The sequence below is a fragment of the Acinetobacter sp. 197 genome, assembly GCF_048148385.1.
Lineage (GTDB): Bacteria > Pseudomonadota > Gammaproteobacteria > Pseudomonadales > Moraxellaceae > Acinetobacter > Acinetobacter pecorum.
Genome location: NZ_JAYWZK010000004.1, coordinates 72,804 through 97,842, shown reverse-complemented (window position 1 = coordinate 97,842; position 25,039 = coordinate 72,804). Strand labels below are relative to the sequence as shown.

Sequence of the window (25,039 nt, the reverse complement as noted above, 5' to 3'; positions counted from 1 at the left end):
CTCAGCCTCCTGCTACCGGCGATAACAGCACCAGCGTACTGTCCCGATTTAAAATACTCTGTCTGGAAATAATGTCTTCACCGATTGCACAGGCGCAGCGTTCCAGCATGGGCTGTATATCAGGACAGATTGATAGTAACTGGTTCAGGACTGCAGAAACCTGAATTTCAGACTCGCATTGCAAACTCAAATCTGCGGGGATTTGTCGTTCAATCGCACCGAATGCTTCTATTTTGATATGAATTAATTTTTGCTGAGTGAGTGACATATTTATCCTCCAATGCTGTGCATGCTGATTTTTCGGATCGGCTTTTGTATTGGTGATTGCTGAATCGCATGAAAACCGGCTTCTTTTTGCCAGATATAAGCGTGAAGCTTGTGCTGAAATGTCTGTGTGGCGAAATGATCCAGCACCAGTTGTTCGATATCTGCCTTAAGGTTCAGGCCTTGTCTGGCAAATAAACAGTTATAAAATTCGCCTTGGGCATTGAGGCGCAGACGGTCGCAATCGCCACAAAATGAATGGGTAATCGTGGAAATAATCCCCAAAGGCTGCCCATTGACCAGATAACCACGGGCCGGATTCGCACCTTGGCCTTGAGATACCTGGACATCAAATTCGGTTTTCAGTTGATCCAGGATATCTTGCTCACTGATGACATCGGACGGATTCCATTTCTGATCGCCATCGAGGGGCATAAACTCAATAAAACGCAGTTCTACAGCCTGATACTGTGCCCATTTCACCAGAGGAATAATCTGATCGTCATTGATGCCTTTGATCAGCACACTATTGATCTTGACGGACAAACCTGCCTGCTGCGCGGCAGCAATGCCCTGAAGTACAGGCTGTAACTGTTTTTGGGTCAGTTGCTGAAACTGCCTTGGATCAAGACTGTCCAGACTGATATTCAGGTCGTCCAGTCCTGCCTGTTTAAGCGGCTGGGCATAATCTTTTAAATAATGGCCATTGGTGGTCATGGAAATACGTTTCAGACCAATAGCTTTCAGCGTCTGTAAGCGGGCAATAAAATGAACGATGCCTTGACGCATCAACGGTTCGCCCCCCGTCAGCCGGATCTGCTCAATCCCGTGTCGCACCATAAACTCGCAAAAAGCATACAGAGCTTCAAAACTGAGCAAATCTTTTTTGTTCATCCATTCCGGATGTTCAGGCATGCAATAACTGCATTTGAAATTACAACGGTCAGTCACCGAGATTCGCAACTTACGTTTCTGCCGTCCAAACTGATCCTGAAAGATACTGCGAGGTGCTAAAGCTGTCATGCTGTTCATTGCTGCGGTCCATGATGAGATCTGCACGGTTATTTAACAGTCTTGATTTACTGCCCTATTTCTTCACAATGAATGAGCAATAAGTGTTCCAACTTTGCACAAATTTATTTTTAAATAATATTAATGGATAACATTTGTTCTTTTTTAGTCCGAAAGTTTGCTCGAAAAATAAAAAAAGCAATATTTTGGTGAGCCAGAATATGATAATTCGGCTTTTAGCATTTTAAACGCTAGAGAAAGTTAAGCTGTTGATGCTGTTGTAGCTCATCAAATGAATTAATGCTGTGGAAAAACAGGGCACGATTTTTAAAGCTTGCCCGCTGCATGTGCATGTCAGCAAAACAGAGTTTTAAACTGTGCTGATCATTTTCAAGGTGTTGGATAAGAGTGGGTAAGCTGCTGCGTTTCATCAGACAGAATGGAAACAATGCCTTTTCATTGATTTCAACCACCGCCACTTCACATAAAGGATGTCGTTGCAGGGTCTGATGTAAACGTGAAATGACCTTTTTGGGGATATAGGTCACATCACAGGGTACGAACAGCACATAATCAGATTGTACATGTGACCAGGCACTCTTCATGCCCATCAATGGTCCCTGAAAACCGGGTTCATCGTCCTGATAAAAGTCGATAGAAGGAATCATCCGTTTATAAATGGAATGATCCCGATGGCTATTGACCCAAACTTTGCTTGCCCGGGACTTCAACTGCTGATAGATTTTAATCAGCTGGATTTCATCATCAAATTTGTGCAGCAATTTATTGATGCCATTCATGCGCCGCGCTAAACCGCCGGCCAGGATCACCACGTCAGTTTCCGGATAAGATACCGTTTTCATCACTCTTCTTTTCATTCTATGCACTCCGTCTGGCAGGCTTTAATCAGGCCTCTAATTTCTGGCAAGCATGAACCACAATTTCCTCCGGCTTTCAGACATGCAGTCACCTGTTTTTCATGCGTGATATTTTTATCTTTAATGGTTTGGACAATTCGGTTCTTACCGACCTTAAAACAGCTACAGACCAATGGCCCTTCACTATTTCCCATCGACATGGCCTGACCTGCCAGCAATGCTTTACGATGCAATGCACTCAGACGTTCACGTCTAAACAGGCCTGCCACCCAGTCACGATCTGGCAATAGTGCTGCCGGTGCGATATAAAAACTGGCAATTAACTGGCCATCCTGAAGCACCACACTATGACTGATATGCGCCGTTTGATCTTCGAGATTCAGCCATTCAAAGCTTTCATCATCAAAGGCTAACAGGCTCTTGATCTGCCCGGTGATCTCAGAAAAACGGCGCCGGTCTGCCAGTTCATAACGGATGGCCTGAGCGGTTTGAATTTTGCTCCACCATACCGTATTTTCAATCATGGTCTGGATCTGCTGCTCAAAGCCTTCCCGTACATACAGCACGCCCTGCCACTCAGTATAAAATGGCTGGATCATCACCGGAGTATGCTTAAACTCTGGCTCGCCGGAAATCGGGTCAACCACCGGATTCACCACTTTGCCAATCCGCGCATCGGACGCAAACTGGTCGTTCCAGTGTATCGGTGCAAAAATCTGGCCACGTCGCATATTTTGTGAAAATTGCACACGAAGTACACAACTTCCCCAAGCAGATTTCACCTCGACCAGCTCGGCATCTGTCAGGCCATACTTCAGCGCATCTTGCGGATGCAGCTCACAATAAGGCTCGGCACGATGCTGGGACAAACTGGCAGATAATCCGGTACGGCTCATGGTGTGCCATTGATCGCGAATGCGTCCGGTATTCAGGATGAGGGGATATTCAGCAGAAATAGCATGTACCGGATCGGCTGCAACTGTTGGTACCAATCTGGCTTTGCCATCTGCATGACTAAACTGGCCTTGGCTAAATAGTTGACCAACCTGATGAACTTCTTGCTTATCCCAGACTGGCCACTGGATCGGTGCCAGATTCTGATATTCAGCAAAACCGAGATGAGTTAAACCTTGCAGGTTGAAATAGCGAAAATTAGGGGTATCTTCACGTTGCGAAAGCGAACTATTCTGATAGGCAGATAAACGTGCATGTTCCAGAAAAATGTCATGGCTATTGCTAAAGTCGAAACCGCGAAAACCTAAGACCTGAGCCACCCGGGAAATGGCCCACCAGTCCGCTTTGGCTTCACCCGGAGCCAACAAAAAGGCCTTTTGCCGTGAAATACGGCGCTCCGAATTGGTGACTGTGCCATCTTTTTCGCCCCAACCCAGTGCCGGTAACAGTACATCGGCATATTGCGTGGTATCGGTGTCGAGACAAATATCGGAGACTACCACAAATTCACACTTCTCCAGAGCGCGTTTAACCTGATCTGCATCGGGCAAACTCACGATCGGATTGGTGGCCATAATCCAGATGGCTTTGATTTTCCCGCTTTCCACCGCTTGAAATAAATCAACCGCTTTTAATCCGGGCTGCCGCGCGATGACCGGGCTTTGCCAGAAATCCTGCACCAGTTGCTGATGCTGCGGGTTATCCAGATCCAGATGACTGGCCAGCATATTGGCTAGTCCCCCGACTTCCCGTCCGCCCATGGCATTCGGTTGTCCAGTCATGGAAAAAGGCGCCGAACCGGGTTTGCCTATTTTTCCTGTCAATAAATGACAATTGATAATGCTATTGGCCTTGTCTACCCCTTGAGAGGATTGGTTTACGCCCATGGAAAATAGGCTCATGATTTTTTCGGTCTGGGCAAATTTCTGAAAAAATAAGGTTAATTTTTCAATAGCAATACCGGTACGTTTTGCCACGCTTTCAAGCGATGACTCAGTCGAGCTGCTGGCAAGCGCCTGCTCCAGACCTTGAGTATGTTGCGTAACAAAATCCAGATCGGCATGGCCATTTTGCTGAAGATATTGCAACAAGCCATTAAACAGTGCGACATCCTGACCTGGTAAAATGGGCAAGTGTAAGTCTGCCGCTTCACAGGTTGCGGTAAAGCGTGGATCAATCACCACTACAAATAAATCCCGCTCTTCTTTGGCTTTCATGATGCGCTGATAAAGCACCGGATGGCACCAGGCGGTATTGGAACCCACCAGAACCACCATTTCTGTCTGCTCAAAATCTGTGTAGCTGGCCGGTACTAGGTCTTCGCCGAAAGCCCGTTTATGTGCTGCCACAGCAGATGACATGCACAGCCTTGAATTGGTATCAATATTGGCAGTACCGAGATAGCCTTTTACAAACTTGTTCACCACATAATAGTCTTCAGTCAAAAGCTGGCCGGAGACGTAAAAGGCGATGCTGTCGCGCCCATACTGATCAATACATTGCTGAAATTTATTGGCAATACTTGGAATGGCATGATCCCAAGTGCTTATTTGCCGCTGTTCTTTTCGACCTGTCATCGGATGCAGAAGCCGGGTTTTTAGACTAAGTGTATCGGCGAGATGACTGCCTTTAATACACAACTTGCCCAGGTTCGCAGGATGCTGAACATCGCCTTCAATCTCAACCTTTTCACCCGTCGGGGTTTGGTTTACATACGCGATGACACCACAGCCCACCCCACAATAAGGACAGGTTGTCTGAGTGGTTTTTATTTGGGATTCAGTAGAGCTATGTAGTTCCATAACCGGAATACTATTCATTGCTGCTGTGCTCCTTAATCATCCAAATTTACTTGTCTAGCCAAATCTCTGATATCTAGCTTTTATATATTTAATTTAAATTTTTCTATGTCTCAAAAGCTTTGATCCTCCCCAACCCTCCTTTAGCAAAGGAGGGAGATTCCCCTCTTTGAAATTTGAAAAAGAGGGGTTGGGGGGAGATTGATCCGATTACCCAGCCTTTTTTAATGCAAAATCCCGACCAAAAAGCAGTTTGCTGCGGATATTACTAATCGGTGTCTGATCTGCAATCAGTTCTGCATACCAAGCCCCATCTTCGGTATCGCCAAATAGCACCGCACCAATGACTTTGTCCTGCTGGATGATGATGCGTTTATAAATCTGACGTTTTTCATCATTCAACACGATATCTTCAAAATCATCCTGAGGTTCAAAATTTCCGGCCGAAAATACATCACATCCGCTAACCTTGAGTTGGGTCGGAACAGTCGGTGCCTTAAAGGTCAGTCGGCCATGTTCAGCCAGATGCGTCGCACAGATAAAGGCCTGTCCCCAAAGTGGCTCAACCAGTCCAAAGGTCTGGCCACGATGCTCAATACATTCCCCCACTGCATAAATACTCGGGTCATAGGTTTGCATGGTGTCATTCACCAGCACCCCGCGATTGCAGCGCAGGCCAGCCTGTTCAGCCAGGGTTTTATTGGGTCGAATCCCGACAGCAAAGACCACCAAATCGGCATCCAGCATTGTCCCGTCTTTTAGCCGCAGTTGAGTCACGTGACCATCCATACCGAGCAGCTCTTCGGTGTTGGCTTCGGTGATGATCCGGATACCTTTATCTTCAATTGATTTTTTCAGCATTTGACTGGCTTTCATGTCCAGCTGACGATCCATAATACGATCCATCAGGTGCAGCACAGTCACATTCATCCCCTGCTGCTTCAGTCCATAAGCTGCTTCTAGACCCAGCAACCCACCTCCAATCACGACGGCGTTTTGCCTGGTTTTGCAGTAATCCAGCATGCGGTTAACATCCTGAATATCCCGGAAGCTAATTACGCCTTCAAGTTCAGCACCCGGAATTGGCGGTACGAAAGGTTTGGAACCGGTCGCGAGGATCAGACGATCATAAGCAACTATCTCACCTTTTTCGGTATGAACCTGCTTACGTGAACGGTCGATAGCGATAGCAGCATCTCCAGCAATAAATCGAATGCCTTTTTCGGCATACCAGTCAGCTGAATGCAGCATAATTTCGGTAAAGCTTTTTTCACCAGACAATACCGGTGACAACATGATCCGGTTGTAATTGCCCCATGGCTCTTCCCCAATCACGGTAATGTCATAACGATCTGGCGCCATATCCAGCAAGTCTTCCAGACAACGCATACCCGCCAGTCCATTCCCGATCAGTACCAGTTTTAAGCGCTCTGTGTTTTGACCATTACTGGAAATATAAGTTTTTTGTGGAGTCGGACTCACCAGAACTTTGCCATTTTCAATTCGGGTTGGAAATACCAGTAATTTCTGCTCTTGTTCTTCCAGACAACGACCGGTCACCAGACTGAAATGCTGCTTGTAAATTGGGGATGCGACTACACGCTCACCTTGCAGATCACCCAGAATGCCACGTGCCATGACATTGGCCAGACTAAACGGATCCTGATTGCTGAGTGCATAAACCCGCTGTTCCTGACCCACGCGAAAAATTGCAATCTGCTGATCTTCAATCAGGGCTGCCACACCGGTATTCGGAGTGATCTCATCCAGATTGCAGACTTCGTACCAGTTCAGTTCGTTCATGTCTTTTAAAATTGCCATTTTCATTCTCCCTGACTGTGGTATTTAGGCTTCAACCACTGGAATACGGTTTAAATCACGTTCAGCTTCTGTCTTTGGACGAATCTGGCCACGTACAGGCGTAAACTGAATATTCGGGTCATTCTGCTCAGCTGCTTTGGCATTGATAAAAGTCTTAAAGCGTTTGCGTACTTCAGGATCTTCAATCGCGGTGCGCCATTCATCCTGATAAGTGCCAATCACATGCTGCATACGGCTTTCCAGTTCAGCAGCAATACCCAGTGAATCATGCACAATGACATCTTTCAGATAGTCCAGCCCACCTTCCATATTGTCACGCCATACGCTGGTGCGTTGCAGACGATCTGCTGTCTGGATATAGAACATAAAGAAGCGGTCGATATATTTGATCAGTGTGGAAGTATCCAGATCCGAGGCAAGTAGTTCAGCATGGCGCGGTTTCATACCGCCATTGCCACATACATATAGATTCCAGCCTTTTTCGGTGGCAATGACACCGACATCCTTGCTCTGTGCTTCTGCACATTCACGGGTACAGCCAGATACTGCCATTTTGGTTTTATGTGGTGAACGCAGGCCTTTATAACGATTCTCCAGGAAAATCGCCAAGCCGACAGAATCATCGACTCCGAAACGGCACCAGGTACTGCCCACACAAGATTTCACCGTACGTAAGGATTTGCCGTAGGCATGTCCGGACTCGAAACCGGCATTGATCAGTTTTTCCCAGATTTCAGGCAGCTGATGTACCTGTGCACCAAACATGTCAATTCGTTGTCCGCCTGTGATTTTGGTATATAGACCATAATCTTTGGCGATCTGACCGATGGTAATCAGGCCATCCGGGGTAATTTCGCCGCCTGCCACACGTGGCACAATCGAATAAGAACCATCTTTCTGGATATTGCCGAGATAGTAGTCGTTGCTATCCTGCAAACCGGCATGGCTAGGTTTTAGGACAAAGTCATTCCAACAGGATGCCAGAATATTGGCTACAGTCGGTTTGCAGATATCACAGCCCATGCCGTGCCCATGTTGCTGAATCAGGTCAGAGAATGTCTTGATCTCATGCACGCGTACCAGGTGATACAGTTCCTGACGTGAATAGGCAAAGTGTTCGCACAGGTGATTGTTCACCGTGACACCCTGACGCTGTAATTCAGATTTGAGAACCTGCGTTACCAATGGCGCACAGCCACCACATGCCGTTGCAGCCTGCGTGCATTTTTTCAGCGCACCCAATGAAGTTGCACCGCCATCAATGGCTGAACAGATATCAGCTTTGGAAACGTTATTACAGGAACAGATGGTCGCACTGTCAGGCAATAAATCGACACCACTACCACCCGATTTGGAAGTTGACTGATCAAAGCCCGGCATGATCAGGCTTTCCGGTTGCTCCGGTACAGCCAGACCATTCAGCATCATTTGTAGAAGATCACTATATTCTTTGGCACATCCCACCAGCACCGCGCCCAGCAGTTTGGTCTTATCTGCTGACACCACGATTTTTTTATAAATCTGCGCAGCTTCATCAGCATAGAAATAGCTCAAGACACCAGGGGACATGGCGTGTGCATCACCAATAGAAGCAACATCCACGCCCATCAGTTTGAGCTTGGTACTCATGTCTGCACCAGCGAATGCATGACTTTCTTGGCCCAGGACATGTTTTGCCGCGATACGCGCCATGTCATAGCCCGGTGCAACCAGACCATAAATTTTATTATCCCAAAGTGCACATTCACCAATGGCATAAATATCCGGATGTGAGGTCTGACAATAATCATTAATGATGATGCCGCCACGCTCACCAATCAACAGGCCGCTCTGGCGCGCCACTTCATCACGCGGACGAATACCGGCCGAGAACAGGATGATATCGGTTTCAAGTACCGAACCATCTCCGAACTTCATTACATGCTGAGCGCTGTCACCATCTTCAATGCTTGATGTGGCCTTTTGAGTATGTACCTTGACACCCAGGTCTTCAATTTTAGAGCGCAGTACCCGGCCGCCCAGATCATCAATCTGCACCGCCATCAAGCGCGGAGCAAATTCTACGACATGGGTTTCCAGATTCAGATCTCGCAAAGCCTTCGCTGCTTCCAGACCCAGCAGACCACCGCCAATTACCACACCGGTTTTGGCATTCAGGCTGGCTGCGCGAATGGCATCCAGATCTTCAATGGTACGATAAACAAAGCAATTCTGACGGTCATTGCCCGGGATTGGCGGTACAAAGGCATAAGAGCCGGTAGCAAGAATCAACTTGTCAAAATTCAGCACATCACCCTGGCTGGTGGTGACGGTTTTATTGAGCTGATCAATTTCAACTGCTTTGGTATTAAGACGCAAATCAATGCCATAGGCATCGGCAAAATCACTACGGCATAGGCTCAGATCCTTGACCGACTTGCCGCTGAAATATTCAGTCAAATGTACCCGGTCATAAGCTAAATGTGGCTCTTCTGCCAAAATGGTCAGCTCAATGTCATCACCGGCCTGTTCCAGTACAGATTCGATGAATTTATGCCCCACCATGCCATGCCCAATCATGAGAATTTTCATATCTGCACTCCAACTATTGTTTTTTTAAAGATGATAAAAAGCCGCATATCACGTCTAGGCATTGATATGTCTGCTGATTGAATATGTTGTAAATACCGCAACCCAGCGCTTTGTAATGCTGGAGGAAGGGTTGAAACGCTTGTGCGTTTTGTATTGCTGAACAACTGACCATGTCATTTATCCTGTGCTGAACGAAATACCAATCACACTCCTTAAAAGTGCAATTACGATCAGAACGGACATCGTTGGCCGTTGTTAGTATTGAAAGTCATCTTTGACGATTTAATAAATGCAGAAATCGTGCCAACTTTTCCAACAAGAAAACGCCTTATTCCAGGCAGATGATCTACCTAAATGCTTCATTTTGATCAGCTATCAGCTGAAATCCCTAAAGCTATGCACCAAATTGAACAGAAAAATAGAATTTTATGCACCAATTTAATGGCATGTTTTTTGCTTTACTCCTGCTTGAATATTCCTTAGGCCTTACTTGAAAATATTCCATGTCCAAATTACGAATTGCTCTTATTGATGATGATCTGGAGCGCGCCCAATTCATCCAGGAATCCTTACTTTCACATGATTTTCAGGTGGTGGCCTGTTTAATCCTGAATGACCTGAATATGGTACATGTTAAGGGTATTCATGCAGATGTGATCCTGCTGAATATGGATCATCCGCATCGGGATATTATTGAAAGCTGTGTCAGCCAATATGAACTTCCCACCGTGTTGTTTACCCAAAACTCCAATAAAGACACCATCAAAAGTGCCATTGATGCCGGAATCACGGCTTATATCGTCGATGGTATTGATCCCACCAAACTAGAAAGCATTCTGGAAATTTCGATTGAACAGTTCCGTAAGCATAAAAAGCTGCTAAATGATTTAAAAGAAACCCAGGACAAGCTCATTGACCGTAAAGATATCGATAAAGCTAAAGCCCTGCTCATCCAGCTACATGCCTTAACAGAAGAACAGGCTTTTGCTTTATTACGTAAAAACGCCATGAGTCACCGGATCACCATTGGTGAAATGGCCAGACGCTTACTGGATGCACAGAAGCTGTTATTGGGCCAATAAGGAAAAGCATATGTCCACATTAGAAAAAACTGAACTCAATATTGGCTATATTCCTTTACTTGATTGTGTTGCCATTCTCTGGGCCGAAAAACAGGGGTATTTTGCCGAGCAGGGATTAACCATCAATTTAATCCGCGAGGCCTCCTGGTCAAGTCTAAGAGACCGTCTGGCCTATGGCTTTCTGGATGCTGCACATTGTCTGTCCGCCATGTTGCCCGCTGCTGCCCTGGGCACAGACCAGTTACAGGTGGCTTTGCAAACCCCTCTAGTACTGAGCGTGAATCAGGCTTTTATTAGTCTGCGCCAGGATCTGTGTTATGAACTCGGCATCCAGCCTGGGGATGATGAACAGAGTACCTCAAAGAAACTTGTGCAGGCTTTACAACAGAATCATCCGATCAATCTGGCCTATGTGTATAAATATTCAATTCACCATTACTGTTTAAAAGAATGGCTGGCACTGACTGATCCACAACTTGCCAAGAATATCCAGCTGATGACATCTCCACCGCCTTTCATGGTAAAAGGAATCTCGGAACAGGTATTTGATGGCTTTTGTGTGGGAGAACCTTGGAATATTCAGGCCAAACTTGAAGGCTATAGTTTTATCGTTGCAGCGAGCCAAAATGTCATTCCAAAAGTTGCCGACAAAGTCTTGGCCATGACCCAAGAATGGGCAGAACAGCATCCATTTACTGTAGAGGCAATGGTCAAGGCTGTACAAAAAGCGCAGGATGATTTAAAGCAGCGCAGCGATTTATCAGAAGTATGGGACATGCTAGTGGACTTTCAGATTATTCAGTTTGAATGTTCCGCCCAGCGGCATGTCTATGACTTTCACAAGATCAAGAATATTATCCGGAATTTTGTTGGGGAAAGTGCCGAACCGAAAGTCGATGATTTTATCTGGCTCCTGCAGCAGATGCAGAAATGGGAAAATCTTGATCTATCAGAAGATGATCAGCTACAGATTGCACAATCCTGTATTTATCAACAAGAATCTAGCACTGTTTAATACTTTGTATATTCCCATAAAAAAGACCCGGGAAAATTTCGGGTCTTTTTTATTTAACGTTTTATTTAGCTTAATGCTTGCTGTAAATCCAGTTGCATGAATTTTTGCAAGGACAATTTTCCAGCAATAATCTGATTGATGAATTGTGACATTTCATCATACAGAATCTCATAAAGCTGCGGCTCTAATGCCATATGTCTTAACTGAATCTGCAAATGCATCAAAAGTTCCTGCTGCTCGCATTCACCCTGCTCTAGGGCATAGACATAACCGAGCACTGCGCCTTTTAACACAGCATCAAATGGCAAGCTATATTTAAGCAAGGTGGCCAATGATCCCATAACACGCTCATTATGCTCAAGTTTCCTTAGAGGCTCACGACCTACACGTGCGCATGGATCCTGATAGGCATTGGCACAGGACTCACTAAAGCTTTGAGCCAGACGTTCAAGGTCTGAGGCATGTTTTGGAATCTGGTAGCAGAGACCATGCTTCACCTGAGCTAAGGCCTGATTCATAAATTTTCTGACTGTATGATCAGACATGGCAACACCAATAGTCTGATGTCCACGCAGACTGGCATACCAAGCCATCATCGCATGCACGCCATTCCATAAGCGGTTTTTAATCAGCTGGATATTGGCAATATCATCTACCAGAATCATCTGCCGCATTTTTGCCAGTAACGGACTGTTATTTTCCACATAAATCGGCATATCCGTTTCAGCGTTAAACAGAATCAGATCCATAGACTGCAGGATATGACTCGGCTGGAAATTACGGCGCAGGTCTTCAATATATAGCCCAGCCTGATGTTCCTGTTCTGTATTCAGTGCCGTAGCATCATCCAGATCAACTACGGACAGATCTTCATCCAGCTGATACTGCTTGAACATGTTGTATTTGATACGCAGCTGACGATACAGTTTCTGGTCTGACAGCTTGGACACCATACGGTTGACCACGGTGTCACAGAAATAATGCTGATCCATAATTTTCTGGGCGGTCTGTTCATCAGTAATCATTCGCAGACTATTCAGAATCTGCTGCATCACCTGTTGTTTAGCACCGATTTTATTCAGGATAATTAAAACTGTCAGTGGCTGATCCTGCTGCTCATAAGCCAGATAACGTGCGTATAAGCCCTGTGCAATGACCTCTGCTTCAGAAACCAGTGCTTCCTCAGGTACGCAGACTGCTACAAGACTGGATTCAATATACATGTTCTGCATCTGTTCCAGATCATGCGCATCAATTACGCTCATATTTTCAATACGCTGGTCAAAAGAATTCTGGCCATAGCGAATGCAGTAAGTGCCAAAAGCATTAACGCTAGATTGATAAAGCGGATTACGTGTCGAAGCAATAATTTTGCGCGGACGAGTGTATCCATCCCAGTGTGATAATACCTGAGCCAGATAACCGCCCCCAATTGCACCAAAACCGTGAATCCCGACAGTCAGCTGATTGAGTGTTTGCGGAAAAGCAGTCTCCAGTTCCGGCATGTCCAGAACCGGAACAAACTGGTTCAGTTCCGTCAAAAAATCTTCGACCGTTTCATAATAATACTGGGCTTGTGCCAGCATGGACTCGTTCGGTATTTTGATATCCTTGAACAGCACCGTCATACCACCTGCATCGTAGGCAGAACGCAAACCATTTTCAGAATCTTCAAACATCAGGCACTGGGTCGGGCTTAAATTGATTTTTTCGGCTGCACTGATAAAAATTTCCGGATGAGGTTTCCCCTGTCTAATCTCATCGCCACACACCAGTACATCAAAAAACTTATAGACATTGGCATTGATCAGATATTCTTCTGCGATCGCACGGCGACTTGAAGTCGCTACCGCCATTTTCAGGCCTGCCTTGCGTAGGCGTTCCAATACCTGCAATAACCCCTTTTTAATGGGAACACCGTGATGACGTACATGTTCCAGTTCCAGCACATCAGCACGCTGGCGAATCTCGGCATAGGGCACATCCTGTCCATAACGCTCTTTGGCTAGCTGCTCTGCACTACGGGCACTGAGGCCCAAACACTGAATTAAATAACTTTCAGAAAATTCGACACCAATCAGCTCACGTGAAGCTTGCTGCAAGGTTTGAAAGCGCAAGCGTTCCGTATCGAACATGGTTCCATCCATATCGAAAATAGCGCCATGTACGATTTGATTTTTAAACTCTAACATTGCTCCCCTTTTTATAATTCAATGAGTTAAGAAGTGAGCAATACCTTAAAGAAAAGCTGGGTCGAATTAAACCGATGTAAAGATATGAAATAGTTTTGATTATAAAACAACCAATAAAGACTAAAATTCTATGTTTTATGTTTGCATATGTAATCAAATTGTTAACTTAAGTAACTTATCATCCCTGTTTTTCGTTTTAAATTTTCTTTTGAAATATAAGAATATTTTAATATTTTGGCTGTTCCCACCCATAATGGCATTCATTTTGCTTATTCAGTATTACGTTTTATAAAATTTGTAATATTGAGGGGCAACACTATGAGTTACGTTGCACGTGAACTCAGTCAAAGAAATAAACTGCTACTTGGCTTGGGGTCTTTTTTAATACCAATTCTGATTTGGTGTGCGGTCAGCTATTTGCCATTTATCTGGCATCCACAGGTCGAGATTACCAATCCCGGTAGTGTGAGCTATTTACAGGTCAATAGTCGAATCGATAAAGACGTGTTTTTTTCCGCTGCCCAATCCGCAGTGGATCAGGGTCTGGCCCCACCTCAAGGCATCCTGGTCAATCCCATCTATTTGCCAGCACCGCATCAAGTGGCAATTGCATTGGTAACCGCGTTTACCACCCCTCCTGTTCAACCGAATGCACCCTGGTTTTATGAAAGCCTGTGGCACAGTATCAAGCTGGTCTTTACTGCATTCTTTATTTCTTGCCTGATTGGCATTCCACTCGGAATTTTATGTGGTTTTTCCAAGAAAATTTCCCTGTTAACAGAACCTTTTGTCGAGTTTTTCCGTTACTTGCCTGCTCCGGCTTTTGGTGCACTTGCCGTTGCAATATTGGGAATCAATGATGCACCTAAAATAGCCATTATTGTGATTGGAACCCTGTTCCAGATGATTCTGTTGATTGCTAATACTACTCGTCTGGTCGATCGCAGCCTGATTGAAGCCGGTTTCACCCTAGGCACCAATAAACTCAAAAGCCTGTTTCATGTGGTGATTCCAGCGGCTATGCCAGAAATTTACCGTAATCTGCGCGTGTTGCTGGGTTGGGCGTGGACGTACCTGATCGTAGCTGAACTGATCGGCAGCACCTCCGGAATTACCTGGTTCATTACCCAGCAAGCCCGCTATCAGAACTTTCCCAATGTCTTTGCAGCGATCCTGATTATCGGGGTGATTGGTCTGCTGTGTGATGTGATTTTAATGAAACTGGGACAACGCTTATTTAAATGGAAACCGGGAGCTAACTGATGCAAAACACTGAATTTAATACCCGCGAATACTTTGACAAAATTTATAGCCGTCCGGTGATTCTGGAAGCAAAGCAACTGACGCAAAAATTCAGTCATGGCAAAACTGAACGTACGGTTTTAAATACACTCAATTTGAAAATTCATAAGCGTGAATTCATCTGTGTGATTGGGCCTTCTGGTTGCGGCAAGTCAACCTTTAGCCGTGTCGTCGCCGGTCTGGATCCTTATAGCAGTGGTGAGATTCTGGTGGATGGCCAGCCGATTACCGGCCCAAGTCCGGAGCGTGGCATGGTGTTCCAGGGCTATACCCTGTTTCCATGGAAAACCGTCAAGGAAAATGTCATGTTTGGTCCGCGCATGAAAGGCCAAAGTAGTGCAGCGGCAGAAGCACAAGCACGTGAATGGATCAATATCATTGGTCTGGAAAAGTATGAAAACCAGTATCCGCATGAGCTGTCTGGCGGGATGAAACAGCGTGTCGCGATTGCCCGGGCTTTGGTCAATGAACCGAAGATCCTGTTGATGGATGAACCCTTTGGAGCACTCGATCCGCATACCCGGCAAAAAATGCAGCGTCATCTGATGGATCTTTGGCAAAATATCGACATCACCATCATTTTTGTGACTCACGATATGGATGAAGCCATTTTACTGGCCGACCGTATTGTGGCGCTGAAAGCCAATCCGGGTGAAATCAAGGAAATTATCGAAGTTGATCTACCTCGTCCACGCCATCCAGACGTCATGCTTAGTCCTGAATTTAAACAGTTAAGACAACGTGTCGATTATCTGGTGCATGCTGAAGAAGATGAACTGGATCCGGCACTGGCAGAACTGCCGGTCATTCCGCGTATGACCAAGGTCAGCAGCAATAAATAATCTTATCCAAAATGCCTTTGGGACGACCCGAAGGTTTTAATCGCTGTGTTGGACGACCAACATTAGAGGTGATTGCCATGCAAGCGCAATATGTACTCCCACTGGTTGATATTTCAAAATTACAAAGTCCGGATTTAGCCGATCGTATTGAGGTTGCTCATGCTCTGGATCATGCCTGTAAAGAAGTCGGATTTCTTTATCTGCAAGGTAGCCAGTTTAATTCTGATTACGCCAAAGCCCTGATTGAAATGGCCCAGTCCTATTTTTCTCAGGATCTGGACACCAAAATGCAGCACTATATTGGCAAATCAAAAAACCATAGTGGCTATGTGCCGATTGGCGAAGAACAGTTTGCCGGCAACAGTTATGATTTAAAAGAAGCCTATGATGTCAATTATGATTATCAGGGGGTAAGAAAAGACTGTCCTTTACTTGGGCCCACCTTATGGCCAGACCATCCGGATTTCAAGTCTATTGTCAGCCAATACTATAGTCATCTGCGTGAGATCAGCCGGCAGATTTTTTCTGCCTTTGCACTGGCGTTGGGCGTTCGTGAGGACTTTTTTGAAAGCAAAATTACTGATGCACCAAGTCAGCTACGCTTGATTCATTATCCTTATAATCCGGAAGTGAAAGACGCCGAAGGCATTGGTGCACATACCGATTACGAATGCTTTACCCTGCTGTTACCCACCGCACCCGGCTTACAGGTTTTGAATAAAGCAGGCGAATGGATCGACATTCCACTGATTGAAAACACACTGGTGATGAATATCGGTGACATGATGGAAATTCTGTCAAATGGTAAATATCTCGCCACCAAGCACCGCGTGAAAAAGGTCTCGGAAGAACGTTATTCGTTCCCGCTATTTTGCGCCTGCAATTATGACACCGTGATTGAACCGGTTATTCCCACTGAAAATTCCAAATATTCTGCCCTGATCGGGGGTGAGCATCTGTTTAATCAGACCGCCCAGACCTTTCAATATTTAAAACAGCGCGTTGCTAGCGGTGAACTGATCTTAAAAAATGCTGTACCACTTTCTTCTTTTGGACTTGAAGAACAGGCGGAGACAGCATCATGAATCTGTTTGAAGTGATTAAGACTTTAAAGCCCACTATCCCTCAGCCAGAGATTATTCCGGGCTTTTTATTCGGTGCTTTCCGGCGTAAAAGTATCAGTTTTTATAATGGCCTGACTGATGAAAATACCATTGTGTACTGGTTTCAGTCGCGCAGTTTTACCATTGATCTTCGTCTAAAAAGCCAGACGGGAACTGCTGTCCAGGAATGCCAAGGCTGGATTGGCAATACGCTTTGGGATAGCGCTAGCCAGCTATTGTCCTGGGAAGTGAAAGACTACGCCAATTACCAGAATCATGTGCAATGGCCGGAACCAGCCAGGTTGCATGCGATTGGCAACTGCATTCTGGAATTTTCTCCAAGTAATGTCTATGTGGAAGACTGGCGCCAGCAGGTACAGCACGGTTTATTTTTAGGGCTGCGGCTGCAATCTGCGATTGATGTTCAATCTGGTCAGACACTGGAAATGGATGGTGGTCTGATTATTTGTGGTGATCATATTGCTTATGCCCTGACGCGTTTGCCTGAAGTGCAAAGTGTAGTAGCTCAAATGGATTTGAAAGCAGTCGATCCGACCGTGTTTGCCTTGGTGGAAAGTTTTGAAGTTTCTATCGGGACTGATGGCCAAGCTAAAACTTACAGCACCCGCACAAGCGAAACAGGCAAAGCCTTTAAGCTGGAAAATTTTGAAGTTCTCAATGAAAGCAGTCTGGTTCAGCATGTCATTTTAGATGGTCGTCAAATTGACCTGATTTTTGAGCTGGATATATACCAGCCGGATTACCAATTTCAATATGCCACCCCCACGACTACACAAGCTGAAAGCTGGCTGAAGTCAGAACAGGATCACCTGATGCAGCATGCAGCACGGGTGTTATAGGGAGAAATATGTCTTTTTTATATCTTTCGATTGCCATTATTGCAGAAGTCATTGCAACTTCTGCATTGAAAGCTTCCAATGGTTTTAGCGTGCTTTGGCCTTCACTTGCCACCATTGCCGGTTATGCCGTTGCCCTGTTTTTCCTGTCACTGACCATGAAAACCATTCCGATGGGCATTGCCTATGCAATCTGGTCTGGTGCCGGCATTATCCTGATTTCAACGGTTGGTCTGTTGGTGTTTAAACAGCAACTGGATCTTCCGGCGCTGATCGGGCTGGCGTTTATGATCATTGGCATTATTTTTATCAATGTCTTTTCCAAAAGTACGCAGCTTTAATTTTTTAATATTCATCTGATAGTAAAAATCCCCAGACCGGGGATTTTTTATGCAAGAGATCAGGCTTTATTGCAGCTCTTGTACCAGCGTTGGAACAATCACGCCATCCACGTTCATTTCAGTCGTATAAATGCCGTTAGCCACATTGAACTTGTTCACATGGTAGCTGGAACCATAGATCGAGTCGAAGCCATCACCCTTGGTAAAGACTTTCTTATTGGCGGCCAGATCCAGCAAATGCGTGCCATCAATGAACTGCATATAGGTTTTCGCATCGACACCGACACGTTTGGACATGATCTGCGCAGCGTCTTCTCGAGTCGCCGGGTCATTGATGTATTTGACGGTTTTATCCCAAACCTGAATCACCTTTTTCCATTGCTCTTTATTGGCTTCCAGATGGGCGGGATTCACGGTCAAGGTATCGTAGATTAATCCCGGCTTGTCTTTAGAGGTGAAAATGATTTTTGAACCGGCCACTGCAGATAGAGCCTGATTCGCCACTGGCTGCCATACCGCAATCGCATCAATATCGGGAGTGGCAAAAACCTGTGGCAATTCATTGGTCATGGTATTGACCAGTTTGACCTCATTCATGCCAATTTTGGCATCCTCTAGTGCAGTGGACAGTAACAAGTGATCGACCAGGCCTTTTTCAGTCGCAACTGTTTTACCGCGCAGATCCTGAATTGAGTTAATGCCATTCTTGGCAATAATTACGTCATTTCCAGCTGAATAATCAGTCGCCATGATCATCACACCCTTGGTACCGCCAGAGCCAGTGACCAGATTATCACCATTGGTGACCAGTACAGCATCCAGCTGATTCGCTGCGAATGCAGAGAGTGAAGCAGAATAGTCAAACCATTTAAAATCGGCATTAACTCCGGCATCTTTCAGCCAGCCTTTTTCAATCGCCACCTGCCAGGCCACAAATCCCGGCCAGTCACTATAACCAATCCGGATGGGCTGAGTCGTCACACGTCCTTCTGCCTTGGCACTTGGTTCAGGTACTTTAGCGGTATTGTCACAGCCACTAAAAAGGATTGCAGACAGTACGGAAACGGACATCAGTGCTTTTTTGATCATTTTGCGACTTCCCCTATGCATTCACATTTAAATTTGGTATTTGAAAGTTGTTTAGATTTCATAAATTCGCGCCAGCCACCGAAATGACTGATATCTGTTGCATCTTCAAGTGCATAGCCTTCACAGATAAAGCCTTTGACCCAAGTACCATCGATCAGCTGAACATTACCGATCCCCAAAGGTGCTGGCACTTCTGCAACAATGTCCCCGAACAGTGCACGCGGAATGTCCCAGACTTCGACTTCAATTGAACAACCTTTCACGCTGTATTGCAGGCCGGGTTTTGGCGGTGTGGTATTTTTTAAAGCATAGAGTTTGTAATGCGAAGCAGTCCGGGTCTGCTTGATCAGGGTGCCACCACGTGTGGTCAGCTGAAAATTCAGCGGCATTCCGGTCAGATGTGCTCCGACGACAGCCAGTTTGACGCTGTGACCCGATGAGATTTCAGTTGTTTTTTCATAGCTAAGTTCAGAGGTGCCCTGTTTTACCTGGCTCGCCTGCTGCCATTTTTGCCCGAATTTGGCCAGTGCTTCATCCATCCAGGCTGACGCAATAAAGGTCACGCCCGTTGGCAAACCATCAGCACGAATGCTATTTGGTAGCGCCAAAGCTGACAGATCGGCAAAATTGACAAAATTGGTATAAGCGCCCATGTGGCTGTTTTTGACCAGAGGATCGGCTTCTACTTCTGCAATGCGATAAATAGTGGGTGCAGTAGGCACCATCAAGGCATCATAATCTGCCAGTGTATTTTGAATAATACGGCTCAGGCGGGCGCGTTCATATTCATCTTGCATGGCATCGACCGCATTGAACCGGTCTGCCTGCGCAATAATCTGGCCAATTACCGGATGGGTCTGCTCGCGTTGCACCATTTTTTCTACGGCACTGGTACGTTCAGCCACCCAAGAGCGATTGTAAAGTGCAGTCGCCAGTTGCTGAAATGGAGCAAAATCAATCGGCTCAACCGTATAGCCCAAGCTTTGTACACGTGCGATCGCCAGATTAAACGCTTTTTCAGTTTCAGCATCGCCATAAAATTCCAGTGTATCCGGAATGGCAATTTTCCCTTTTGAAAATTGGCTCGGTACATTTTGAGGATGTACTCGGGAATAATCATCACTGGCATCATAGCCTTGCATGACTTGCGCCACCTGCCAGGCATCATCCACCGTTAAGGCAAAAATCGAAATCACATCGATGGTGCGACAAGCCGGAATCAGGCCTGTAGTCGAGAACCAGCCTTTGGTCGGTTTGAGTCCGACAATGTTATTGTGCCCTGCCGGCACACGTCCTGAACCTGCAGTATCTGTACCCAGTGAAAATGGTACTAATCCATTGGCTACCACCACGCTGGAACCTGAGCTTGAACCGCCACTGATATATTCAGGATTAAAGCTGTTTTTCACCGCGCCGTATGGGGAGCGCACACCGACCAGACCCGTCGCAAACTGGTCCAGATTGGTTTTACCCACGACAATCGCGCCGGCAGCTTTTAATTTGGCTACTGCTGTAGCATCGGAAGTCGCCAGATAAGCTGCCTCTTTACATGCGGCTGTGGTATAGAACCCTGCAACATCAATATTGTCCTTGACTGCAAATGGCACCCCATAAAGTGGCAAGCTTGCAATATCTGCACCAGTCAATGCATCAATTTGTGCCTGTAATTGTGCTGCTGTCGCAATTGAAATCCAGGCATGATCGTCATTCTTAAACTCGGCAACATACTCAATCAGGTCACTAAGCTGGATATTGTTATTCTGGTAAGCGTGTTGCCAGTCCTGTACAGTCCATAAGTTGTGCACAGCTGTTCTCCTTAAGTGTGTTCGGTATTTTGTGGAATGGGCGGCATGACAGCATCCATCAGTTCGAGATGCCCTTTAATCACGCCTTTCAGTGCAATAAATTGTTCGCTAATTTCTTTCAGATCACTGCTCGCGCCCTGCATCAGCATGACTTGCAGGATTTTTTCATCATCCAGCTGGATATGAAGCGAATTGATCACTTGTGCCAGATACTGCTGTTGCAGATCGACCAGCTGACTGCGCAGCGGTTTCAGACTGACGTCATAGAGCAAGGTGAGTGTGCCAACCATGACTTCATCGCGAATCACCAGATCATCAATCAGGTGACGGTTAATCATGTCGACAATGGCCTGCGAACGGCTTTCATAGTGCTGCTCGACAATTTTTTGATCCATCGCATGCAGCGTGGTTTCTGGCACGGTGATACTGATCCGTGCCAATTTTTGTTTAGGCACGATGTTGATCCTTGGGTTGATATTGGGAAGACTGTTTAATGTGAAAGCCTGCGCGTACGCTGAGCAGCTCAACCAGAAAGTGAAGCCATGGATGCATTTTTTTATTTGATGTCGGATTGTTCATGTGCATCTCCTAGGGATATTACAAAACCAGAATTTCGTATTACTTAGGAAAATGCAGAAAGCGTGCCAGTTTGTGCTTAATGGGAGGTGATAAATAAAATTGGGTAAAAAGGCGAAAAAAAGCCCCATAACAGTGAGATGGGGCTTGTTCTAAAGCAAAAGTAAGTTTTGTATTTCACCGGTTTATTCCATTTTGATGATCATGCCCTTGCTATTCTTTTTATACATGAATGGTTAACCGATGTTTGTGATTATGAGTGATCAAGTGTATTGCTCTCCTCTATTTATGTTGTATATAAATAAATGCATTAAGCGTGCCACAATATACAAATAGAATAAATTTAAGCAGAATGCGTGGGAAATTAATTACATACGCAAAAAGAGGAAAAACAAGAATGATTTATTTTTTAATTATGCCTAAAAAATAGGCCATTTTGCACCATTGAGGTTCGTGTGTGCATCAAAGTGCGGCTGAAAGATATTTTAGCAATGGCAAGCACTTCCAGAAAAAATTTTCACATCTTTTTATAAATGGTATCTCTACGGTCTACGTCTAGCACTAATAACACAATTTTGGCATCAATCACTTGATAGGCCAAGCGATAGCCTGCCGATCTAAGTTTGACTTTATATAAGTCAACTGAGCCACTCAGTTTGTTTTTCGGGATTTTGGGATTGTCTAAAATCGTTTCGAGCTAATGAATATAATGATTCTAAGAATAAATCGTATTTTCAATCTAGTTCAGTAAATTTATTTGCAAGCTCATATAGTTTACTTTCAATTAATTTAGCTACACCTAAGTATAAAAGAATAATACTAAAACAAGATGATAAAATTAAGGCATCTAGATCACCCTTAAAATATTTATGCGATAAGAAAAGTATAATCATAGCAACCAAAGAGCATAAAAAATATGAAACCTTTGATGATTCGGATACAGTTAGTATAGGAGAATTTAGATTCTCATATTTTTTTATTTTTTTACCTGCTTCTAATTTTATGACTATCTTATTATCAATAAAAACCAAATAATCCCTGCAAATAAAATACAAAATAAAAGCCTCCTTAATATTACTTTTTCCAAAAACGTAATTTACAAAATCCTCATTTACATCCATAGTTTTTAAGGCTAAATCTTTATCTATTATTTTTAAATTAAAATTTTCCTCATCCAAGTTATAAAAACCACTTATTTTATGAGAAAATAAAAAAATCCAAAATTTATTATTATCAACTAAAATATAAATAAAAGAGGAGATCACTAAAAAATACAAAGATATTTTCATTGATTCAAGCGTAAACATAATTATCCAGCCTTATTAAACTTTAGTTTATTATCTTCTGATTTTTTATCTTCTATGTTATCTGATATCTTATTATGACTATTAATCACTGAAACTGCTTTTACCAATTCAACACTAGTCTTTAATTGCTCTTGCACAGCATCCCCCATCTTTTGATAGCCCGTAGAGTCTAATTCCTTACCAAAATATTTTAGAGCCAATTGCTCTTTAATTTCATTTGTTTTTTGTGGGTCAAGACTGGCAACATATTGTGGAAAAGCTAAGAGTTCTAAATGTGTTTGTTCTGCTTGATCAGCAAGCCGACGATAGTGCGATGCTAGTTTAAGATAATATGTAACTAAAATACCAAAAAAAATGAAAACCATGATCTTTAGTGTTAAAAATACTTGGAAATCGATTTTTTCAAAAATAAAAGATGCAATTAAAATTAATGATATAAATAAACTTAAATATAAAGTTTGAATAAACTTTTTTTCATTCGATCTTGCTCGAATATTGTTTTTTTTGTACGCATTTAAATATACATTCTCGGTTTTTATCTGCTGTATTTTTTCCCAACCTTCTTGAATTTCGCTAAAATATTTACTAAATTTCAGTATGTAATCTTCTCTAATTTGCTCAGCTTCACTCATAAATTCAACAAAAGCATTTCTCATACCAATTTTTTGTTCTGCTATTTCTTGAGTCAGTATACTATTTTCATTTTGATGGGAATTTAAAATTTCATCTAATTTCTTCTTATTTAAAGATAAATGTTGATCATTTTTTATATTAAATTCTTTTAATGTGTTATCTAAATTTTTAGATAATTCATTTAATTTATTATAATTTAACTCTGTTAGCTCATTTATTTTATTTTTAAAAACAAACAACTCATTTTCATATCTTTTCTCTATTGTTTTTTTAATATCTTCGATTTCAATAAAAACTTTCTTATTATTACTTTGGATTCCAAGTGTAGATCGATAGTAAGAATTAAAACTTTTTCTAAGATATTTAACTTTTCTAAGAATATTATTTGATAAAGTAACTTTCTCAATCTCATCTAAAACTTTAAAATTTTTATAATCCCTTTCAATATAATTAATCTTTTCACTTAAATCATGACAATAACCTATAGATTTATCTATATCAAAATCAACTATTTCATTTCTTTTTTTATTAAAAAATATTTCAATTTCATTAATAATTTTATGAATATCCTTTATAAAAAGAATAAATTCTTTATTTAGATTATTATAATTTTCAAATAATAATGAATTTTCACTATTTATATAATTATTAGATTCTAATAAATGAATAAATCTATTGATTTGATTTTCAATATTTAAAAGCTGTTCAATCACAATGGTGGCACATATTTTTCTTAATTTTTACATTTTCTCACATAGTTTATACATAAGTCACTACTAAAAAACAAAAAACCGTCCTCACGGACGGTCTTTTTTATTCATTTTGCATCAAGCCACTGGCGCCAAAGTAAACAACAACCTGCCCCGTTCTGACCGTTTGCCCTTTTTCAATGGTAATCACATACGCTCAGGTACGAGAGGTTATACATTAAACCCAATATGCTTACCTGTTGGTAGTTCTACATCTATACGTAACTTTCCACCCATCGCTTCAACATATTTTTTCATAGTTGAAATTTTTAAATCATTACCACGATTTTCAATTGCAGATAAAGATGGTTGTTTAATGCCTAGAGTTTCAGCCAGTTCTTTTTGGGAAATCTCAAGCTCTTCACGAATCATATGTAAATGTTGCTCAAGCAATAGCTCTTCTGCCATTTTTTGAATACGTGCTTGGCTCTCGGTTGAACGACTTGCCAAAAGTTCTTGTAATGTTTTAGCCATATCAAGAATCTCCTAAACTCTTTAAATGCAAAGTATATTGCTCATCGGCAATCGTGAGTATTTCTGTATAGAAACGCTTTTTACCGCTTTTATCACCAATACATAAAACAATCGCTTGTCGAAGTGGATCAAAAGCAAAGAATGCCCGAATCGGTTTACCACGGTGTTGCACACGTAGCTCTTTCATATTGGTATATTTAGAATCATATACCGTATCCACTAAGGGCCTACCTAAACTTGGGCCTTGTGATTGCAACACAACCAAAGCAGCTAACACTTTTTCTTGTGTCGATTCATCTTGCTGTTCAAGCCATTGGTTAAATACATCGGTGGTAATAACCGTCCACATATCCCAAACTTTTCATATAGACTAT

Annotated in this window: 22 protein-coding genes and 2 pseudogenes; 7 read left to right on the top strand and 17 right to left on the bottom strand. The window is 43.5% G+C overall.

The window, feature by feature from the left end; all coding sequences use genetic code 11:
• Position 1: 1 nt before the first annotated feature.
• From VXQ11_RS05650 to nirB, 6 genes are all read right to left on the bottom strand, one after another.
• Positions 2-268, bottom strand: coding sequence for a MoaD/ThiS family protein (locus tag VXQ11_RS05650; RefSeq protein WP_416705606.1), 267 nt, complete (start codon positions 266-268; stop codon positions 2-4).
• Between the two features lie 2 nt (positions 269-270).
• Positions 271-1,296, bottom strand: coding sequence for a GTP 3',8-cyclase MoaA (moaA, locus tag VXQ11_RS05645; protein ID WP_416705605.1), 1,026 nt, complete (start codon positions 1,294-1,296; stop codon positions 271-273).
• A 230-nt stretch (positions 1,297-1,526) separates the two neighbouring features.
• A complete protein-coding gene (gene mobA / locus VXQ11_RS05640) occupies positions 1,527-2,153 on the bottom strand; it encodes a molybdenum cofactor guanylyltransferase (protein ID WP_416680227.1) in 627 nt (208 codons plus the stop codon).
• Positions 2,150-4,927, bottom strand: coding sequence for a molybdopterin-dependent oxidoreductase (locus VXQ11_RS05635; protein ID WP_416705604.1), 2,778 nt, complete (start codon positions 4,925-4,927; stop codon positions 2,150-2,152). The genes mobA and VXQ11_RS05635 overlap by 4 nt, the downstream gene beginning before the upstream one ends.
• A gap of 189 nt (positions 4,928-5,116) precedes the next feature.
• On the bottom strand, positions 5,117-6,727 hold the full coding sequence (gene nirD / locus VXQ11_RS05630) for a nitrite reductase small subunit NirD (protein WP_416705603.1): 1,611 nt from the start codon (positions 6,725-6,727) through the stop codon (positions 5,117-5,119).
• Between the two features lie 24 nt (positions 6,728-6,751).
• Positions 6,752-9,298 carry a nitrite reductase large subunit NirB gene (nirB, locus tag VXQ11_RS05625; protein ID WP_144723679.1) on the bottom strand — a complete coding sequence of 849 codons (2,547 nt, stop codon included), beginning with the start codon at positions 9,296-9,298 and terminating at the stop codon, positions 6,752-6,754.
• 503 nt (positions 9,299-9,801) lie between these two features.
• Between nirB and VXQ11_RS05620 the strand changes: the two genes are divergently transcribed.
• Positions 9,802-10,380 (top strand): ANTAR domain-containing response regulator, encoded by a 579-nt coding sequence (locus VXQ11_RS05620; protein WP_004280362.1) that lies wholly within the window; start codon positions 9,802-9,804, stop codon positions 10,378-10,380.
• A 10-nt stretch (positions 10,381-10,390) separates the two neighbouring features.
• Entirely contained in the window at positions 10,391-11,395 is a 1,005-nt protein-coding gene (locus tag VXQ11_RS05615) for a CmpA/NrtA family ABC transporter substrate-binding protein (RefSeq protein WP_416680235.1), read from the top strand.
• A gap of 65 nt (positions 11,396-11,460) precedes the next feature.
• On the opposite strand, the gene mtlD is transcribed toward VXQ11_RS05615, so the two are convergent.
• Complete coding sequence (mtlD, locus tag VXQ11_RS05610) at positions 11,461-13,587, bottom strand: bifunctional mannitol-1-phosphate dehydrogenase/phosphatase (RefSeq protein ID WP_416705602.1); 2,127 nt, start codon at positions 13,585-13,587, stop codon at positions 11,461-11,463.
• Between the two features lie 318 nt (positions 13,588-13,905).
• Between mtlD and VXQ11_RS05605 the strand changes: the two genes are divergently transcribed.
• The 5 genes from VXQ11_RS05605 to VXQ11_RS05585 all read left to right on the top strand — a co-directional run bounded on the left by VXQ11_RS05605 (position 13,906) and on the right by VXQ11_RS05585 (position 18,032).
• Entirely contained in the window at positions 13,906-14,850 is a 945-nt protein-coding gene (locus VXQ11_RS05605) for an ABC transporter permease (protein ID WP_416680239.1), read from the top strand.
• Positions 14,850-15,731, top strand: a complete 882-nt coding sequence (locus VXQ11_RS05600; RefSeq protein ID WP_064102889.1) for an ABC transporter ATP-binding protein — start codon at positions 14,850-14,852, stop codon at positions 15,729-15,731. Before VXQ11_RS05605 ends, VXQ11_RS05600 begins: the two co-directional genes overlap by 1 nt.
• A gap of 77 nt (positions 15,732-15,808) precedes the next feature.
• Positions 15,809-16,816, top strand: coding sequence for an isopenicillin N synthase family dioxygenase (locus VXQ11_RS05595; RefSeq protein WP_416705679.1), 1,008 nt, complete (start codon positions 15,809-15,811; stop codon positions 16,814-16,816).
• Positions 16,813-17,694, top strand: coding sequence for a hypothetical protein (locus tag VXQ11_RS05590; protein ID WP_416705601.1), 882 nt, complete (start codon positions 16,813-16,815; stop codon positions 17,692-17,694). Before VXQ11_RS05595 ends, VXQ11_RS05590 begins: the two co-directional genes overlap by 4 nt.
• Positions 17,695-17,702: 8 nt before the next feature.
• Positions 17,703-18,032, top strand: a complete 330-nt coding sequence (locus VXQ11_RS05585) for a DMT family transporter (RefSeq protein WP_004280373.1) — start codon at positions 17,703-17,705, stop codon at positions 18,030-18,032.
• 66 nt (positions 18,033-18,098) lie between these two features.
• Here the strand turns inward: VXQ11_RS05585 and VXQ11_RS05580 are convergent, their stop codons facing one another.
• The 10 genes and pseudogenes from VXQ11_RS05580 to VXQ11_RS05535 form a co-directional block, all read right to left on the bottom strand.
• Entirely contained in the window at positions 18,099-19,121 is a 1,023-nt protein-coding gene (locus VXQ11_RS05580) for an ABC transporter substrate-binding protein (protein WP_416680245.1), read from the bottom strand.
• Entirely contained in the window at positions 19,118-20,926 is a 1,809-nt protein-coding gene (atzF, locus tag VXQ11_RS05575) for an allophanate hydrolase (protein WP_416705600.1), read from the bottom strand. The genes VXQ11_RS05580 and atzF overlap by 4 nt, the downstream gene beginning before the upstream one ends.
• A gap of 11 nt (positions 20,927-20,937) precedes the next feature.
• Entirely contained in the window at positions 20,938-21,381 is a 444-nt protein-coding gene (locus VXQ11_RS05570) for a CopG family ribbon-helix-helix protein (protein WP_004280384.1), read from the bottom strand.
• Positions 21,374-21,505, bottom strand: a complete 132-nt coding sequence (locus VXQ11_RS05565) for a hypothetical protein (RefSeq protein WP_004647016.1) — start codon at positions 21,503-21,505, stop codon at positions 21,374-21,376. Before VXQ11_RS05565 ends, VXQ11_RS05570 begins: the two co-directional genes overlap by 8 nt.
• A 514-nt stretch (positions 21,506-22,019) precedes the next feature.
• Positions 22,020-22,199 (bottom strand): annotated as a pseudogene (locus tag VXQ11_RS05560) (type II toxin-antitoxin system RelE family toxin); the annotation flags it as partial.
• 37 nt (positions 22,200-22,236) lie between these two features.
• Entirely contained in the window at positions 22,237-22,809 is a 573-nt protein-coding gene (locus VXQ11_RS05555; RefSeq protein WP_416705599.1) for a hypothetical protein, read from the bottom strand.
• Positions 22,810-22,811: 2 nt separating this feature from the next.
• Positions 22,812-24,155: a hypothetical protein gene (locus tag VXQ11_RS05550; RefSeq protein ID WP_416705598.1), complete on the bottom strand. Its 1,344-nt coding sequence runs from the start codon at positions 24,153-24,155 to the stop codon at positions 22,812-22,814.
• A 114-nt stretch (positions 24,156-24,269) separates the two neighbouring features.
• Positions 24,270-24,339, bottom strand: a pseudogene (locus VXQ11_RS05545) (hypothetical protein); the annotation flags it as partial.
• 23 nt (positions 24,340-24,362) lie between these two features.
• Entirely contained in the window at positions 24,363-24,665 is a 303-nt protein-coding gene (locus VXQ11_RS05540) for a helix-turn-helix domain-containing protein (protein ID WP_064096734.1), read from the bottom strand.
• A gap of 1 nt (position 24,666) precedes the next feature.
• The gene (locus VXQ11_RS05535) at positions 24,667-25,014 is read right to left on the bottom strand and encodes a type II toxin-antitoxin system RelE/ParE family toxin (protein WP_416705597.1); all 348 of its coding nucleotides are present in this window, start codon (positions 25,012-25,014) and stop codon (positions 24,667-24,669) included.
• Positions 25,015-25,039 lie beyond the last annotated feature (25 nt).

What these genes read in the sequence shown, in the direction of transcription:
- VXQ11_RS05615 (WP_416680235.1), top strand. Translation starts at nt 10,391, where the DNA reads ATGTCCACATTAGAAAAAACTGAACTCAATATTGGCTATATTCCTTTA.
- mobA (WP_416680227.1), bottom strand. Translation starts at nt 2,153, where the DNA reads ATGAAAAGAAGAGTGATGAAAACGGTATCTTATCCGGAAACTGACGTG.
- moaA (WP_416705605.1), bottom strand. Translation starts at nt 1,296, where the DNA reads ATGAACAGCATGACAGCTTTAGCACCTCGCAGTATCTTTCAGGATCAG.
- VXQ11_RS05605 (WP_416680239.1), top strand. Translation starts at nt 13,906, where the DNA reads ATGAGTTACGTTGCACGTGAACTCAGTCAAAGAAATAAACTGCTACTT.
- mtlD (WP_416705602.1), bottom strand. Translation starts at nt 13,587, where the DNA reads ATGTTAGAGTTTAAAAATCAAATCGTACATGGCGCTATTTTCGATATG.
- nirB (WP_144723679.1), bottom strand. Translation starts at nt 9,298, where the DNA reads ATGAAAATTCTCATGATTGGGCATGGCATGGTGGGGCATAAATTCATC.
- VXQ11_RS05540 (WP_064096734.1), bottom strand. Translation starts at nt 24,665, where the DNA reads ATGGCTAAAACATTACAAGAACTTTTGGCAAGTCGTTCAACCGAGAGC.
- VXQ11_RS05600 (WP_064102889.1), top strand. Translation starts at nt 14,850, where the DNA reads ATGCAAAACACTGAATTTAATACCCGCGAATACTTTGACAAAATTTAT.
- VXQ11_RS05635 (WP_416705604.1), bottom strand. Translation starts at nt 4,927, where the DNA reads ATGAATAGTATTCCGGTTATGGAACTACATAGCTCTACTGAATCCCAA.
- VXQ11_RS05585 (WP_004280373.1), top strand. Translation starts at nt 17,703, where the DNA reads ATGTCTTTTTTATATCTTTCGATTGCCATTATTGCAGAAGTCATTGCA.
- VXQ11_RS05620 (WP_004280362.1), top strand. Translation starts at nt 9,802, where the DNA reads ATGTCCAAATTACGAATTGCTCTTATTGATGATGATCTGGAGCGCGCC.
- VXQ11_RS05580 (WP_416680245.1), bottom strand. Translation starts at nt 19,121, where the DNA reads ATGATCAAAAAAGCACTGATGTCCGTTTCCGTACTGTCTGCAATCCTT.
- VXQ11_RS05590 (WP_416705601.1), top strand. Translation starts at nt 16,813, where the DNA reads ATGAATCTGTTTGAAGTGATTAAGACTTTAAAGCCCACTATCCCTCAG.
- VXQ11_RS05595 (WP_416705679.1), top strand. Translation starts at nt 15,809, where the DNA reads ATGCAAGCGCAATATGTACTCCCACTGGTTGATATTTCAAAATTACAA.
- VXQ11_RS05650 (WP_416705606.1), bottom strand. Translation starts at nt 268, where the DNA reads ATGTCACTCACTCAGCAAAAATTAATTCATATCAAAATAGAAGCATTC.
- VXQ11_RS05555 (WP_416705599.1), bottom strand. Translation starts at nt 22,809, where the DNA reads ATGTTTACGCTTGAATCAATGAAAATATCTTTGTATTTTTTAGTGATC.
- VXQ11_RS05535 (WP_416705597.1), bottom strand. Translation starts at nt 25,014, where the DNA reads ATGTGGACGGTTATTACCACCGATGTATTTAACCAATGGCTTGAACAG.
- nirD (WP_416705603.1), bottom strand. Translation starts at nt 6,727, where the DNA reads ATGGCAATTTTAAAAGACATGAACGAACTGAACTGGTACGAAGTCTGC.
- VXQ11_RS05565 (WP_004647016.1), bottom strand. Translation starts at nt 21,505, where the DNA reads ATGAACAATCCGACATCAAATAAAAAAATGCATCCATGGCTTCACTTT.